A 13115-nucleotide genomic window follows, 5' to 3' on the forward strand; every position below is an offset into this window, starting at 1 on the left:
TTGCTGCTATTGCTGCTATCCAGCCCAAGCCGACGTTCCAACTCGGCAACCCGCGCCGTCAGCACTGCGTTCTGCTGCTCCAGCATCCGGTTGCGCGCCTGCAACTCGCCAATTAGGGCCAGAAGACCTTCCTCGGACAACGATGGGGGTGGCGGCGTCATCCTTCCTTGACTCACAAACCTCCCAGATCGGTCAAGAGGTTAAGGTCCTCCTGGGCAGTTACGCGTAGCGAAGCAATCCAGGGGCCGCCCGTACCGGCCCCTGGATTGCTTCGTCGGCTTCGCCTCCTCGCAATGACGGTGAGGGGATGGGGCTCTGTGAGCCGGCGGCTCAGCCCACCCCGTCCGGCACCAGCACGATCTTGCCGGTGACGCTGCGGCTCTCCAGCCGGCGATGTGCATCGGCGCCGCGCGACAGCGCGAAGACCTCGATCTCCGGCAGGGCGAACTCCCCGGCCCGCAGCGCGGCGAACAGCGCGGCGGCGCGGGCCAGCCGGCTGTCGCGGCTGTCGAGATGGTCCCACAGGTCGCCCCCGACCACCGCCTTCGACTGCTCCATCAACTGCCGAGGGTCGATCGCCGGCGGGTCGCCGCCCGCGGTGCCGTAGGCCACCACCGTGCCCCGCGGCCTGGTGGCGGCCAGGCTGTCCGCCAGCGTCGTGCCGACCGAATCATAGGCGATGTCGACCCCGCCATCGCTCAGCCGCCGCACCGCCGCGACCCAGTCGCCGTCATAGGTCAGGCTGTGGGCCGCGCCCCGGGCGACGGCGATCGCCACCTTCGCGGGCGTCGAGGCCAGGGCGATGACGGTGGCGCCGCGCCGCGTCGCCATCTGCACCAGCAGCTGTCCGACCCCGCCCGCCGCGGCATGCACCAGCACCCGCGACCCGGCGCGGACTGGGGCGCTGTCCGCCACCAGATACTGCGCCGTCAGCCCCTGCAGCAGGATCGCCGCCGCCTCGCGATAGCCGATGTCGTCCGGCAGCGGGATGGCGCGGTCCACCGGGACGGTGACGCGGGTGGCGTTGGCGAAGGGCACGTCGGCGAAGCCGATGCGGTCGCCGCGGCGGATGCCGTCGACCCCGTCGCCCAGTGCCACGACCTCGCCCGCGCCCTCATAGCCGGCGATGTGCGGTGCCGCGCCAGCCAGCCGGTAGTTGCCGCGGCGGCACCGCCGGGTCCGGCAGTGTCCGGTATTCCAGCACCTCGGGGCCGCCGAACCGGTCGAACACCAGCGCTTCCATGATCTCGTCTCTCCACAGCCGCCGGTCGCGCCGGCCTCGATTCTGTCTACTATAGTGGAAAATTCCATCATAGTGGAAATGCGCTTGACCAGCTAACACCACCGACCGACAAGCGGATCGGTGTAATGGCGAGATCGATCATGCCCCTGATGGACGATAGCGCCCCACCGATCGACCTGGCGGAGACCGCCCGCCGGTTGCGTTCGGAGCGGGGCTGGACGCTGGAGGAGGCGGCCGGCCGTACCGGCCTGTCGCGGTCGGCGCTGTCGAAGATCGAGCGCGGAGAGATGTCGCCGACCTTCCAGGCGATGCAGAAGCTGGCGCGGGGCTTCGAGATCGAGCTGGCCGCGCTGTTCGGCCCGGCCGATTCGCCCCTGCGCGGCCGCTGGATCGTGGTGCGGGCCGGCGATGGTGCGGCCACCGAGATGCCGAACTACCGCCTGCGGCCCTTCAGCGGCGAGCTGCGCAACGCGCCCTTCCTGGCATCCGAGGTTACCCTCCGCGCCCGGTCCCTCGACGATTTCGAGGATTGGGAGCGGCACGACAGCGACGATTTCCTCTATGTGCTGGCCGGCCGGGTGACGCTGCTCAGTGAGCAGTACGACCCGGTCGAACTCGGTCCCGGCGACGCCGCGTATTTCGACGCCCGGATCGGGCACGCCGCGATCGCCTCGGGCGAGGAAGAGGCGCGGGCGCTGTGGGTCACAGCGCCCGCGCGGTAGACTTGGTCACAGCGCGATCAGCGGCTTGCCCGCCATCGCCTGGGCGAAAGCGGCGAGGGTGACCAGGACATAGAGGGCTGACACCAGCCAGACCGCTGGCCGCGCGCGCCGGGGCCAGGCGGCGGCCAGGCCGGCGCCGGCCAATGGCAGCAGCTGCTGGGCGTGGACGCCGAGGAAATGCGGCACCCGCAGGTCGCCGCCGGTCGTCGACCAGCCGAGCAGCAGCAGCCCGGGGTGGTCGGGGATGCCGCCCACGGCATGGCCGCCATGGGCGGCGATGGCCACGCCGGCGCCGACGCCGAGGACGAAGGTCAGCACCAGCCCCAGCACGATCGCCAGGCGCAGCGCCGGGGACAGCCCGGTGCCGTGCCGGGCGATCTCGCGCGCCAGCGGCAGGGTGGTCGCGGTCAGGGCCACGGCGCCGATTCCCATCAGCGCGAACATGACCGTGTGGAACGGCGTCGACTCGTTGAAATGCGAAGGCTGGCCGAGCGCGGCCTGCCAGGTGATGTAGACCAGCTCGAACGTGCCGGCGCCGATAAGGGTCCAGCGCGCGGCGCGGATCGGGGCCGCGCCTCGCCGTGCCTCGGGAAGGTCGCCGATGAACCAGGCGCTGGTCAGGGCGAACAGCCCGACCGAGAGCAGGAACTTGACCGGCTTGGCCCAGACATCCTCGCCGTGCAATTGGCGGGCATCGAACGCCCCGGCGACGCCCAGGACGACGGCGAGCGCCAGCAGGGCCAGGCCGAAGCCGGCCAGGATTGGGTCGCGGCGCCGGACCGCCCGGAGCAGGGTCGACGGCCCGCGCATCGGGCGGCGCGGCAGCGGATCGAAGGCCAGCGAGGACATGGTCATGCCTCCGCGACGAGGCCCGGCGCGCGGCGGCCGAAGCCGGCCCGCAGCAGCGCGAAGGCCAGCAGGCCGATCGGGCCGAACAGGAAGGTCAGCACGAAGCAGGGGAGCAGCAGCAGATGCGGCAGCCCGGCCCGCTCGCCTTCGCGGGCGATCCAGCCGCCGACGAACAGGTCGAAGGCCAGGTAGTGCAGCCAGCCGGCGACCAGCATGCCGGGCGAATCGAACAGCGCCCGCACCGCGGCGATCGAGCCGTAGCCGCCCTGGGCCGCCCCCCAGGAGACTCCGACCAGGCCGAGATAGGCGGCGGCGAACAGCAGCGGCACCGCCAGCCCGGCGGCGGTCCGCAGCCGGGCCTTGTGACGCGGCAGCAGGGGCGCCGCGGCCAGCGCCAGCCAGCCGAGGATCGCGAGCATGTTGCCGCCGCGGAACAACAGGTCGAGCATGGCTTCCTCTCTGTCTGAACAGTGTTAAGATGAGACGCTATCACCGAATCTAAACACTGTAAAGTTAGAGAGCCGATGGCAGATGAGACCACCGAGCCGCGGGAGCGGTACCACCATGGCGATCTGCAGCGGGCGCTGATCGCGGCGACCGAGGCGATCCTGACCGAGCGCGGGGTCGAGGGCTTCACCCTGCGCGAGGCGGCGCGCCGCGCCGGGGTGTCGGCGGCCGCCCCGGCGCATCATTTCGGCAGTGCCGCGGGGTTGCTGACCGAAGTGGCGCTGCTGGGATTCGAGACGCTGACCCGCTTCCTGCGCGACGGCGCGGCGGAAGGCGGCGAGGACGCCGCCGCCCGGCTGCGCGGACAGGGGATGGGCTATGTCCGCTTCGCCCGGGCGCATCCGGCGCGGTTCCTGCTGATGTTCCGCAAGGACCGGCTGAACTGGGAGGACGGGCGGCTGCGCGCGGCCGGGCAGCTCGCCTTCGCCGAACTGGAGGATGCGGTCCGCGCCTATCGCGGCATCGCCGCCGGCGGGCCGCTCGACCGCGCCGCCCTTACCACCGTGCTGGCCGCCTGGTCCGTGGTGCACGGCTTTGCCCATCTGGCGCTGGACGGCAAGTTCGATGGGGTCGGGGAGGCGCACGGAGTCGGCGCCTTGGACGAGGCGATCCTGCCGGAGATGCTGGCCGGGCTGTGGCCGAGGCAGCCGGGATAAGGCCCGGCTCAGCCGGTCATCAGCGTGTGCACATGGGCGGCGGTGGACAGGGCCAGGGCGCGCAGGTCGTAGCCGCCTTCGAGGGTGGAGACGACGCGACCGCCGCAATGCCGGTCGGCCAGGCGCATCAGCTCCAGTGTCGCCCAGGCGAAATCGCCTTCGTGCAGCTCGAGATTGGCCAGCGGGTCGCGGGCATGGGCGTCGAAACCGGCGGAGATCAGCACCAGGTCCGGCGCGAAGCTGTCGACCGCCGGCAGCACGATGCGCTCCATCGCGCGGCGGAACTCGACCCCGCCCGACATCGGCGGCAACGGCGCGTTGAGGATGTTGCCGGCCACCCCCGTCTCGTCCTCGGAGCCGGTGCCGGGATACAGCGGCGACTGGTGGGTCGAGACGTAGAACAGGTCGGGCTCGGACCAGAAGATGTCCTGGGTGCCGTTGCCATGATGGACGTCGAAATCGACCACCGCGATCCGGCCCAGCCCATGCGCCATCCGGGCGTGCATGGCGGCGATGGCGACGCTGTTGAACAGGCAGAAGCCCATGGCTCGCGTCGCCTCGGCATGGTGGCCCGGCGGCCGTACGGCGCAGAAGGCATTGCGCGCCTCGCCCGCCAGCACTGCGTCGACCGCGGCGCAGCCGGCCCCGGCGGCCCGCAGGGCGGCGGCGCCCGACCCCGGCGACAGCACGGTATCGGCGTCGATCGGCTGCAGCCCGCTCTCCGGCACCGCGGCCAGCAGGCGGCGGACGAAGGCGTCGGGATGGGCGCGGGCGATCTGCTCGATGGTCGCTTCCGGCGCCTCGCGCCGCTGCAGCAAAGCGAAGCTCTCGCTCTCCAGCGCGGTCAGCACAGCGCGCAGCCGGTCGGGCCGCTCGGGATGCCCAGGGCCGGTGTCGTGGCCGAGGCAGGCCGGGTGGGTGAAGAGCAGCGTGTCCATGCCCTGTCCTGCCTTATCCGGCCTTGCGGATGCTGTAGCGGGTGACGCCGTCCGGCTCGTCGGCGACCGCGACCAGGACATGGCCGGTGGCGTCGCAGAAGGCCGGAAAGTCCTTGCGCGCCGCGGCGTCGGTGGCCAGCACGTCCAGCACCTGGCCCGGCGCCAGACCCTGCAGCGCCTTGCGCGCCTTCAGGACCGGCATCGGGCAGATCAGGTCGCGCGCATCGAGGTCGAGATCTGCCATGAGTCAGACCCTAGCGCGGGCGGCGGCCGGGGCCAACGCCTCGTACCTCAGCTTTCCGCCAGGCGGAAGGCGGCCAGCACGGCCAGGGCCCAGCCGAGGATCAGCAGCACGCCGCCGATCGGGGTGATGGCGCCGAACCAGCGCGGCGCGCCGAAGGCCATCAGGTACAGCGTGCCGGAGAAGATCACGGCGCCGACCAGGAAGGCCCAGCCGGCCCAGCGCAGCATTCCCGGCGCGCCCAGCAGCGCCAGGGCCAGCAGGGCGACGGCATGGACCAGCTGGTACTGCGCCCCGGTGTGCACCCAGCCCAGCCGCTCCGGCGCCGCCGCGGCCATGCCATGCGCGGCGAAGGCGCCCATCGCCACTGCCACCATGCCGTGCAGCCCTGCCCCGATCAGAAGCACCCGGTCGACCATTCCCGTTCTCTCCACACGCGGAAGGCTTTTCCGAAACCCAACATCGTCATTGCGAGCGCAGCGAAGCAATCCAGGGGCCCCACGCAACGGCCCCTGGATTGCTTCGTCGGCTTCGCCTCCTCGCAATGACGGCGTGAAGTGAGCGCTCCGAAAAACCCGCGAATCGCCTGGAAGACACAATAGCGAGACCGGCGCCGCCGTCACATGACCGTGAAGCCGCGGACGAAGGGGTCGCGGTCGTCGAGGAAGATGGTGTTGTAGCCGGTCAGCCAGGCCTGGCCGGCGATCGAGGGGATGATCGCGTCGAAGGGGCCCACCTTAGCCGTGCCCTCGACCCGGCCGTGGAACAGGCTGCCGATGATGCTCTCATGCACGAAGGCGTCGCCGGTCTTCAGCTCGCCGCGCGCCGCCAACTGGGCCATGCGGGCCGAGGTGCCGGTGCCGCAGGGCGACCGGTCGATCGCCTTCTCGCCGTAGAACACCGCGTTGCGGGCATGCGCCTCCGGGTGCTTCGGCCGGCCGGTCCACTGCACATGGCGCAGGCCGCGGATGGTCGGGTCCTCCGGATGCACCATGTCGGCGCGCTCGTTCACGACCTGGCGGACGATCGGCGACAGGCGCTGGATCTCCCCGGCCGACAGCGCCTCCAGATCGGCATAGCCCGGCTGCGGCTCGATGATGGCGTAGAAGTTGCCGCCATAGGCGATGTCCGCCACCAGCGGGCCGAAGCCCGGCAGCTCGAACTCCAGCTTTTCCTGATACAGGAAAGACGGGACGTTGCGGATGCGCACCGAGGTGACGTGGCCGGCGGCGTCCTGCTCGTATTCGGCGTCGACGATGCCGGCCGGCACCTCCAGCCGCAGCTTGCCCGGCACCTTCGGCCGCACCAGCCCTTCCTCGACCATCACCGTCACCGTGCCGATGGTGCCGTGGCCGCACATCGGCAGGCAGCCCGAGGTCTCGATGAACAGGATGGCGGCGTCGGCATCGTCGCGGGTCGGGGCGTAGAGGATCGACCCCGACATCACGTCATGGCCGCGCGGCTCGAACATCAGCCCGGTGCGGATCCAGTCGTAGTCGGCGACGAAGGCTTGGCGCTTCTCGCTCATCGTCGCGCCCTTCAGGGGCGGGGCGCCGCCGGCGACGACGCGGACCGGGTTGCCGCAGGTGTGGGCGTCGATGCAGAAGAAGCTGCTCTTGGTCATGGCACTCTCACTGGAACCGTTCGATGCCGAAAGCGGCGGGGGCCGGGGTACCGGACAGGAGGCCGGCGGCGAGGCGGGCGGTGGTGGCCGACAGGGTCAGGCCGAGATGGCCATGGCCGAAGGCGAAGACGATGCGTGGGTCATGCGGATGCGGCCCGATCACCGGCAGGCTGTCGGGGGTGGAGGGGCGGCGGCCCATCCATTCGGTGCCGCCGGTCTCCGGGATCGCCGGCAGGTAGCGCCTGGCCTTCCGCCGCAGCGCCCGGGCGCGGGCCAGGTTGGCCGGCGCGTCCACGGCGGCCAGCTCCACAGCCCCGCCGATCCGCAGCCCGTCGGCCAGCGGCGAGGCGACGAAGCCGTGATCGGCGAACACCACCGGCATCGGCAGCCGCAGCGGCGCCTCCGGAATGGTGGTGTTGTAGCCGCGCTCGGTCTCCAGCGGCACCTTCAGGCCAAGGCCGCGGACGATCTCGCGCGACCAGACGCCGGCGGCGACCACCACCGTGTCGAAGGCGCGGGCGGTGCCGTCGGCCAGGCGGACCGAGACGCGGTCGGCGCCCGGCTCGACCGCGGCGACGGTGCCCGTGACCAGCCGGTCGCCCAGGCTGCGGCGCAGGCCCTGCAGCACGCCGAGCGGGCTGTCGACCATCCAATAGGCCCGGCACAGCACGGCGCGGGCGAAGCCGCCGGCCAGGTCCGGCACCAAAGCGCGGGCCTGGTCCGGCGTCAGCGGCTCGAAGTCGTAACCGCCGAGGCGGCGGCGCAGCTCCCATTCCGGCAGGGCGGCGCGGAAGCTGGCCTCGGTGTCATAGATGTCGATCGCCCCGGTCTGGCGCAGATGGCCCGACAGGCCGGCGCGGCGGGCCAACTCGTGGTGGTCGTCCAGCGCCCCGCGCGTCAGCCCGCCCAAAGCCGCGGTCGACCGCTCCACCTGCTCCGCCCTTGCCGCGGCCAGGAAGCGCAGCAGCCAGGGGGTCAGCGCCGGCAGGTCGCGCCAGCGCAGGGCCAGGGGGCCCAGCGGATCCATCAGCCAGCGCGGCACCGATTTCAGCACGCCGGGCCGGGCCAGGGGCGTGATCTCGGGGAAGGCCAGCAGCCCGGCATTGCCCGACGAGGCGTGGCGGTCCTCCGGCCGGCGCTCATAGACCGTGACCTCGTGCCCGTCGGCCGCCAGCCAGGCCGCCGTCGCGCAGCCGATCACGCCGCCGCCGATGATGGCGATGCCGGCCATCTCAGGCCGGCAGCGAAGGCTGGGCCGGCTCGGCCGCGGGGCCGAGCGCGACGTCGCCGGCCACGCCGCTGGCCAGAAAACCCTGGATCTGGCGCACCACCTGGCCGGCATGGGCGCGGGCCAGACTGTCGGCGCGGTCGGCGTCGCGCTCGGTGATGGCCTGGATGATCGCCTCGTGCTCGGCCACGAACTCGGCCGGCAGGCGGTCGTCGAAGCTGGCGTAGTAGATCCGGTTCAGCCGCCGCCCCTCATCCAGCAGCCGGCCGAACAGCTCGGTGTAGTAGCGGTTGCGGCCGGCGCGGGCGATCGTCAGGTGGAAGTCGCGGTTGGCGTCGGCCATGCCGATGGCGTCGGCCGCCGCCACCGCCCGGCCGAAGGCGGCCTGGTGCAGGCGGATCTCGTCCAGATCCTTGGCGGTGCGGCGCAGGGCGGCCAGCCGGGTGGTGACCCGGTGCATCAGGGTCAGCGCGTCGAAATGGGCGGGCAGGGTGGAGAAGTCGATCGGCGCGACGATGGTGTTGCGGTTCGGCAGGGTCTCGACCAGCCCGTCGGCGGCCAGCCGCACCAGCGCCTCGCGGATCGGGGTGCGCGACAGGCCGAAGCGCTCGGCGATGCGGGTCTCGTCCAGGGCCGAGCCGGGGGCCAGCACCAGGTCGAGGATGTCGTGCTTCAGCGCCTCATAGACCTTGGCGACACCGCCGCCGCGCGCCTTGGTCTCCCCGGCCTCCTGTGGTTTCGCCGCTCGCGCCAAAGGCGTGTCCTTCCTGCATTCCCGTTCCGGCGAGATGATAGGCTGGCGGAATGCAATTTGTCGACAAACCTTGGGGCTCAAGAAAARGGGCGGCGGAAGAACCGCCGCCCCGAAAGGCTGGGCCGCGGGCCGGGCTTGGGACGGGACCGGCACGCAACCTGGGAGGCTGTCGGGGAGTGCCCGAGTACCCGACGCGATATATCCCATGGAATACAGCGTCTGGTCAACCGTCGGGCTGAGCCTGGATGCTCTCCTCCAGGCGCCGGACATAGGCGTCGAAACCCGCGGCCAGGTCGACGGTGTCCGGGTCGCGCAGCCATTGGATCTGCAGCCCGTCCATCATCGCGATCAGTTCATAGGCGAGCTGCTGCGAGTCGAGGTCCGGGCGCAGCTCCCCCGCGTCGATGCCGGCCTGGAATGCGGCCCGCATGAAGGACAGCAGATAGGCCGAGCGCCGGCGGAAGAAGGGCTGTGCCGGATGGCCGTCGATCAGGCTCTCGCCATTGAGGATGGCGAAGACCTGGACCAGGTTGCGCTTGCCGGCGTTGTGCCGCATCACCCGGCGGGCGTCATCGAGCACCTGCCGCCAGGTCAGCCCGTCCGGGGAGAGCCGCCGGCCGGTCCGCGGGTCGCGGTCCTCCGTCTCGGCGGCGAGCAGCCGGCCGGTCTCGTGGTCGCGCTCCTCCATCGCCGCCAGCAGAAGCGACATCTTGCTCGGGAAATGGTGCAGCAGCCCCGGCAGGGTCAGGCCCGCCCTTTCGGCGATCGAGGCGATCGAGGTCCCGGCATAGCCGCCCTGGGCGAACATCTCCATGGCGGCGTCCAGGATAAGCTGGCGCCGGCGCTGCCCCTTGGGCGACCGCCGGGTCTTCAGGCCTTCGGGGGGCGCGGTCGGATCGGTCTTCGAACGCATCCCGCTCTCTAGCACGGCCGCACGGCCTTGCGGAGCACCGCACGCATGATCCGGCTTGGTAAACTTACCGAGTGATTGGTAGGTTTAGCGAAACGGGTTCCAGAATCACCAACCCAGAGGGGAGAGAAGATGCCCTTGTCACGGACTTGGCCTGCCGTCGCCGCGATCGGCCTCGGCGGATGGCTGGCGAGCGGCCCGGCGATCGCCGACACAGCGCCGGCCCTGGAGTCGCGGTCGGCGCCGATCCTGTCGGAGCGGGGAGTCCAGTACCGGGACCTGAACCGCAACGGCCGGCTGGACCCGTATGAAGACCGCCGCCTCCCGGCCGCGCTGCGGGCGCAGGACCTGGTCCGGCGCATGACGCTGGAGGAAAAGGCCGGCGCCATGCTGCACGCCACGCCGACCTCGACGGCGACCGGCGACGGCTGGACTGCGGAGTCGCTGTCGGCGCTGATCGCCGGCCGACATGCCGGCGCCATGATCAGCCGCCTGGCCGGCACGGCGCAGGCCCAGGCCCAGGCCGCCAACCAGGCACAGGAAGTGGCCGAGCAGACCCGGCTGGGCATTCCGGTGCTGCTCAGCTCCGATCCGCGCAACCATTTCCAATATGTCCCCGGCGCCAGCGTCGAGAACACCGCGTTCTCGCAATGGCCGGAGACGACCGGGCTGGCCGCGATCGGCGACCCACGGCTGGTGCGCCGCTTCGGCGACATCGCCCGGCAGGAATACGAGGCGATCGGCCTGCGCATGACCCTGTCGCCGCAGGCCGACCTGTCGACCGAGCCGCGCTGGCCGCGCATCAACGGCACCTTCGGCGAGGATCCGGACCTGACGAGCCGCCTGGTCGAGGCCTATGTCGCCGGCTTCCAGAACGGCGGGCGCGGCCTGAACCGCGGCAGCGTCGTCACCGTGGTCAAGCACTGGGTCGGCTATGGCGCCGCGGTCGACGGCTTCGACGGCCACAACCATTACGGCCAGGACCTGACCTTCCCGGCCGGCCGCTTCCAGGATCATGTCCGGGCCTTCCGCGGTGCCTTCGCCGCCGATGTCGCCGGGGTGATGCCGACCTATTCGGTGCCGCCGCAGGGCCTGACCCTGTTCGGCCGGCAGCTGGAGCGGGTCGGCGCCGGCTTCAGCAAGCAACTGCTGACCGACCTGCTGCGCGGCCGCTTCGGCTTCGACGGCGTGATCCTCAGCGACTGGGCGATTACCTCGAATTGCGACGCCAACTGCCGCGACGGCTGGCCGGACGGGCAGGCGCCGGGCTTCGCCGGCTTCGGCACCCCCTGGGGAATGGAGCAGGCCACCGTCCAGCAGCGTTTCGTCAAGGCGATCGACGCCGGCATCGACCAGTTCGGCGGCAGCGGCGACGACCCGGCGCCGATCGTGCAAGCGGTGCGCGCCGGGCAACTGAGCGAGCGGCGCCTCGACCAGTCGGTGACCCGCATCCTGCTGCAGAAGTTCCAGCTCGGCCTGTTCGAGAATCCCTATGTCGACGCGGCGGCGGCCGGGCGCATCGCCGGCAATGCCCGCTTCACGGCCGAGGGGCGCGCGGCGCAGCAGGCCTCGCTGGTGCTGCTGGAGAACCGTCCCGCTGCCCGCGGGCCGCTGGTGGCGGCGGCGGATGGCAGCGCTTGGCGGCCGGGGCCGAACCGGCGCCCGATCCTGCCGCTGAGCCCGTCGCTGCGGCGGGTCTGGCTGCACGGCGTGGATGCGGCGACGGTGCGGGCACATGGCTTCACCGTGGTCGCCGACCCGCGCCAGGCCGACTTCGCCCTGGTGCGGGCGGCGGCGCCGTTCGAGACGCTGCACCCGAACTACACCTTCGGCAGCCGGCAGCATGAGGGGCGGCTGGACTTCCGCGACGGCGACGCCGATTACGAGGCGATCAAGCAGGCCGCGGCGGCGGTGCCGACCATCGTCACGGTCTATCTCGACCGGCCGGCGATCCTGGCGAATGTGCGTGACAAGGCGACGGCGCTGATCGGCAATTTCGGCATCACCGACGACGCCCTGCTCGACGTGCTGCAGGGCAAGGCCCGGCCGCGCGGCCGGCTGCCCTTCGAGTTGCCGTCGTCGATGGCCGCCGTCCTGGCCCAGGCCTCGGACGCGCCCTATGACAGCCGGGCGCCGCTGTATCGCTTCGGCGCCGGGCTGAGCTACTGACGATCCGGGAGCTCCCGGCCGCGCCGGGGGCTCCCTTCTGACGTCTTGCGGACGGCTGGCCGGAACGGCGGCGACCGCCCATACTGGGTCCGCGGACACTGGCGCCCGGCCAGGAAGGTCGGGCGAGACGGTGCCGGGGAGGACGCATGCCATGAGCGAGACCGCGGGGCTTCGCCCCTACCTTCTGGCCCCGATTCCAGAGCTGGACGAAGCCGTCGACCTGCTGAGCCGGGCCGCTGACGCTCTGCTGGCGGGGAACGACGATCTGGCCCGCGACTGCATCGAGCGGGCGGACATACCCGCGGTCCATGCCTGGGCGTCCAAGGCGATGGGAAAGATCGACGAGGACATCCACCGATACCGGCCCGCAGCAGACGTTGTCGACGCGGTTGCCCGGGCAGAGCGGGCGGCGCTGCGCATGCCGGGCCGATCGGTCCTGGACAGGATCTGCGCGCGCGACGGGTATCGCTGCCGGTTCTGTGGCAGCAGAGTCGTCCTGTCGACAGCGCGTCATGCGATGGAGGCGAGGCTTCCTGGCGCTGTTCGCTGGGGAAACGGCAACCGTGAGCGGCATGCGGCGTTCTTCGCCCTGGCCGCGACGATCGATCACCTCGTGCCTCATTCCAAGGGTGGCGGCAACGACCCCGAGAACCTGGTGACGACCTGCCAGGCCTGCAATTTCGGGAGGAATGACTGGCTACTCGAGGAGGTCGGCCTGATCGACCCCAGGAGCCGCCGGCCGGTGGTCGACGATTGGGACGGGCTGAAGCGGCTCGCTGTGCCAAGGCGTCTCACGGTGCCGTCCATCGCTGCTCCGGCTCTCCGGCCCCCTCGTGCAAGAGCCAAATCGGACCCGGCGAGGGCCGAGGAGGAGCAGGCCAACTGGCTGGCAAGCCTGGAGCGAACCTCCGGCGTGTCCTCAGAGCGTCTGCTGGCGCTGCTGGATAGCTTCAGTGATCTGCAGATCTCCCGGGCGCTCAAGGATGTGCTGCTGGTGAAGATGAGCGTAGGTGGTCGGACGCTCAGAGTGCTGGGTATCGAAGCGGATGGTGGCATCCAGATCCCATGGTCCATCGGCGACGCCAAGGACCGCTTCCGAGACTTCGCCGAGACCCTCGCCGCCGCGATCCCGGGAGCCATCGTCTATGAGACTCCGAAGATGTGGCGGGTCGGTCGGCGAGGAGAGCGCATCACCGTACGTGATATCCTGGACGCGCCCGATGGGCTGCGGGCGGCGCTGCGGGTGTTGAACGAGGCCCTGCGCGCCTGATCGT

Annotated in this window: 15 protein-coding genes and 1 pseudogene; 4 read left to right on the plus strand and 12 right to left on the minus strand. The window is 71.3% G+C overall.

Translation table 11 applies throughout. The features are described from left to right. The 3 genes and pseudogenes from AB4Z01_RS24950 to AB4Z01_RS24960 all read right to left on the minus strand — a co-directional run. A pseudogene (locus AB4Z01_RS24950) lies at positions 1 to 161 on the minus strand (IS66-like element ISBrsp5 family transposase); the annotation flags it as partial. Positions 162 to 330: 169 nt separating this feature from the next. Next, positions 331 to 1149 carry a zinc-binding dehydrogenase gene (locus AB4Z01_RS24955; RefSeq protein WP_441698597.1) on the minus strand — a complete coding sequence of 273 codons (819 nt, stop codon included), beginning with the start codon at positions 1147 to 1149 and terminating at the stop codon, positions 331 to 333. After that, positions 1115 to 1243 carry a hypothetical protein gene (locus AB4Z01_RS24960; RefSeq protein ID WP_441698600.1) on the minus strand — a complete coding sequence of 43 codons (129 nt, stop codon included), beginning with the start codon at positions 1241 to 1243 and terminating at the stop codon, positions 1115 to 1117. The genes AB4Z01_RS24955 and AB4Z01_RS24960 overlap by 35 nt, the downstream gene beginning before the upstream one ends. 125 nt (positions 1244 to 1368) lie before the next feature. Between AB4Z01_RS24960 and AB4Z01_RS24965 the strand changes: the two genes are divergently transcribed. Then, positions 1369 to 1965 carry a helix-turn-helix domain-containing protein gene (locus tag AB4Z01_RS24965; RefSeq protein WP_441698559.1) on the plus strand — a complete coding sequence of 199 codons (597 nt, stop codon included), beginning with the start codon at positions 1369 to 1371 and terminating at the stop codon, positions 1963 to 1965. 6 nt (positions 1966 to 1971) lie between these two features. Here the strand turns inward: AB4Z01_RS24965 and AB4Z01_RS24970 are convergent, their stop codons facing one another. Both AB4Z01_RS24970 and AB4Z01_RS24975 read right to left on the minus strand, forming a co-directional pair. Next, the gene (locus AB4Z01_RS24970; protein ID WP_441698560.1) at positions 1972 to 2820 is read right to left on the minus strand and encodes a hypothetical protein; all 849 of its coding nucleotides are present in this window, start codon (positions 2818 to 2820) and stop codon (positions 1972 to 1974) included. Beyond that, positions 2817 to 3263 (minus strand): ABA4-like family protein, encoded by a 447-nt coding sequence (locus AB4Z01_RS24975; RefSeq protein ID WP_441698561.1) that lies wholly within the window; start codon positions 3261 to 3263, stop codon positions 2817 to 2819. The genes AB4Z01_RS24970 and AB4Z01_RS24975 overlap by 4 nt, the downstream gene beginning before the upstream one ends. Positions 3264 to 3338: 75 nt before the next feature. Between AB4Z01_RS24975 and AB4Z01_RS24980 the strand changes: the two genes are divergently transcribed. Further along, on the plus strand, positions 3339 to 3977 hold the full coding sequence (locus AB4Z01_RS24980; protein WP_441698562.1) for a TetR/AcrR family transcriptional regulator: 639 nt from the start codon (positions 3339 to 3341) through the stop codon (positions 3975 to 3977). An 8-nt stretch (positions 3978 to 3985) separates the two neighbouring features. On the opposite strand, the gene AB4Z01_RS24985 is transcribed toward AB4Z01_RS24980, so the two are convergent. The 7 genes from AB4Z01_RS24985 to AB4Z01_RS25015 all read right to left on the minus strand — a co-directional run bounded on the left by AB4Z01_RS24985 (position 3986) and on the right by AB4Z01_RS25015 (position 9675). Continuing rightward, a complete protein-coding gene (locus tag AB4Z01_RS24985; RefSeq protein ID WP_441698563.1) occupies positions 3986 to 4915 on the minus strand; it encodes a histone deacetylase family protein in 930 nt (309 codons plus the stop codon). A 13-nt stretch (positions 4916 to 4928) separates the two neighbouring features. Beyond that, complete coding sequence (locus AB4Z01_RS24990) at positions 4929 to 5159, minus strand: sulfurtransferase TusA family protein (protein WP_429226874.1); 231 nt, start codon at positions 5157 to 5159, stop codon at positions 4929 to 4931. 47 nt (positions 5160 to 5206) lie between these two features. Continuing rightward, positions 5207 to 5575, minus strand: a complete 369-nt coding sequence (locus AB4Z01_RS24995; RefSeq protein WP_441698564.1) for a DUF423 domain-containing protein — start codon at positions 5573 to 5575, stop codon at positions 5207 to 5209. A gap of 200 nt (positions 5576 to 5775) precedes the next feature. Continuing rightward, positions 5776 to 6780: a 4-hydroxyproline epimerase gene (locus AB4Z01_RS25000; RefSeq protein WP_441698565.1), complete on the minus strand. Its 1005-nt coding sequence runs from the start codon at positions 6778 to 6780 to the stop codon at positions 5776 to 5778. A 7-nt stretch (positions 6781 to 6787) separates the two neighbouring features. Continuing rightward, positions 6788 to 8011, minus strand: coding sequence for an NAD(P)/FAD-dependent oxidoreductase (locus AB4Z01_RS25005; RefSeq protein WP_441698566.1), 1224 nt, complete (start codon positions 8009 to 8011; stop codon positions 6788 to 6790). 1 nt (position 8012) lies between these two features. Beyond that, on the minus strand, positions 8013 to 8762 hold the full coding sequence (locus tag AB4Z01_RS25010) for a GntR family transcriptional regulator (RefSeq protein WP_441698567.1): 750 nt from the start codon (positions 8760 to 8762) through the stop codon (positions 8013 to 8015). Between the two features lie 223 nt (positions 8763 to 8985). Then, entirely contained in the window at positions 8986 to 9675 is a 690-nt protein-coding gene (locus tag AB4Z01_RS25015) for a TetR/AcrR family transcriptional regulator (protein WP_441698568.1), read from the minus strand. Between the two features lie 129 nt (positions 9676 to 9804). On the opposite strand from AB4Z01_RS25015, the gene AB4Z01_RS25020 reads away from it, so the two are divergent. Together AB4Z01_RS25020 and AB4Z01_RS25025 are read left to right on the plus strand one after the other, a co-directional pair. Continuing rightward, a complete protein-coding gene (locus AB4Z01_RS25020; RefSeq protein WP_441698569.1) occupies positions 9805 to 11841 on the plus strand; it encodes a glycoside hydrolase family 3 protein in 2037 nt (678 codons plus the stop codon). A 151-nt stretch (positions 11842 to 11992) separates the two neighbouring features. After that, on the plus strand, positions 11993 to 13111 hold the full coding sequence (locus AB4Z01_RS25025; RefSeq protein ID WP_441698570.1) for an HNH endonuclease: 1119 nt from the start codon (positions 11993 to 11995) through the stop codon (positions 13109 to 13111). Positions 13112 to 13115: the final 4 nt, after the last annotated feature.

This window comes from Inquilinus sp. YAF38 (assembly GCF_052113205.1).
Lineage (GTDB): Bacteria > Pseudomonadota > Alphaproteobacteria > DSM-16000 > Inquilinaceae > Inquilinus.

Excerpts from the sequence above, each read along its gene's own strand:
- AB4Z01_RS24960 (WP_441698600.1), bottom strand. The coding sequence starts at position 1,243 with ATGGAAGCGCTGGTGTTCGACCGGTTCGGCGGCCCCGAGGTGCTGGAA.
- AB4Z01_RS24965 (WP_441698559.1), top strand. The coding sequence starts at position 1,369 with ATGGCGAGATCGATCATGCCCCTGATGGACGATAGCGCCCCACCGATC.
- AB4Z01_RS24970 (WP_441698560.1), bottom strand. The coding sequence starts at position 2,820 with ATGACCATGTCCTCGCTGGCCTTCGATCCGCTGCCGCGCCGCCCGATG.
- AB4Z01_RS24975 (WP_441698561.1), bottom strand. The coding sequence starts at position 3,263 with ATGCTCGACCTGTTGTTCCGCGGCGGCAACATGCTCGCGATCCTCGGC.
- AB4Z01_RS24980 (WP_441698562.1), top strand. The coding sequence starts at position 3,339 with ATGGCAGATGAGACCACCGAGCCGCGGGAGCGGTACCACCATGGCGAT.
- AB4Z01_RS24985 (WP_441698563.1), bottom strand. The coding sequence starts at position 4,915 with ATGGACACGCTGCTCTTCACCCACCCGGCCTGCCTCGGCCACGACACC.
- AB4Z01_RS24990 (WP_429226874.1), bottom strand. The coding sequence starts at position 5,159 with ATGGCAGATCTCGACCTCGATGCGCGCGACCTGATCTGCCCGATGCCG.
- AB4Z01_RS24995 (WP_441698564.1), bottom strand. The coding sequence starts at position 5,575 with ATGGTCGACCGGGTGCTTCTGATCGGGGCAGGGCTGCACGGCATGGTG.
- AB4Z01_RS25000 (WP_441698565.1), bottom strand. The coding sequence starts at position 6,780 with ATGACCAAGAGCAGCTTCTTCTGCATCGACGCCCACACCTGCGGCAAC.
- AB4Z01_RS25005 (WP_441698566.1), bottom strand. The coding sequence starts at position 8,011 with ATGGCCGGCATCGCCATCATCGGCGGCGGCGTGATCGGCTGCGCGACG.
- AB4Z01_RS25015 (WP_441698568.1), bottom strand. The coding sequence starts at position 9,675 with ATGCGTTCGAAGACCGATCCGACCGCGCCCCCCGAAGGCCTGAAGACC.
- AB4Z01_RS25020 (WP_441698569.1), top strand. The coding sequence starts at position 9,805 with ATGCCCTTGTCACGGACTTGGCCTGCCGTCGCCGCGATCGGCCTCGGC.
- AB4Z01_RS25025 (WP_441698570.1), top strand. The coding sequence starts at position 11,993 with ATGAGCGAGACCGCGGGGCTTCGCCCCTACCTTCTGGCCCCGATTCCA.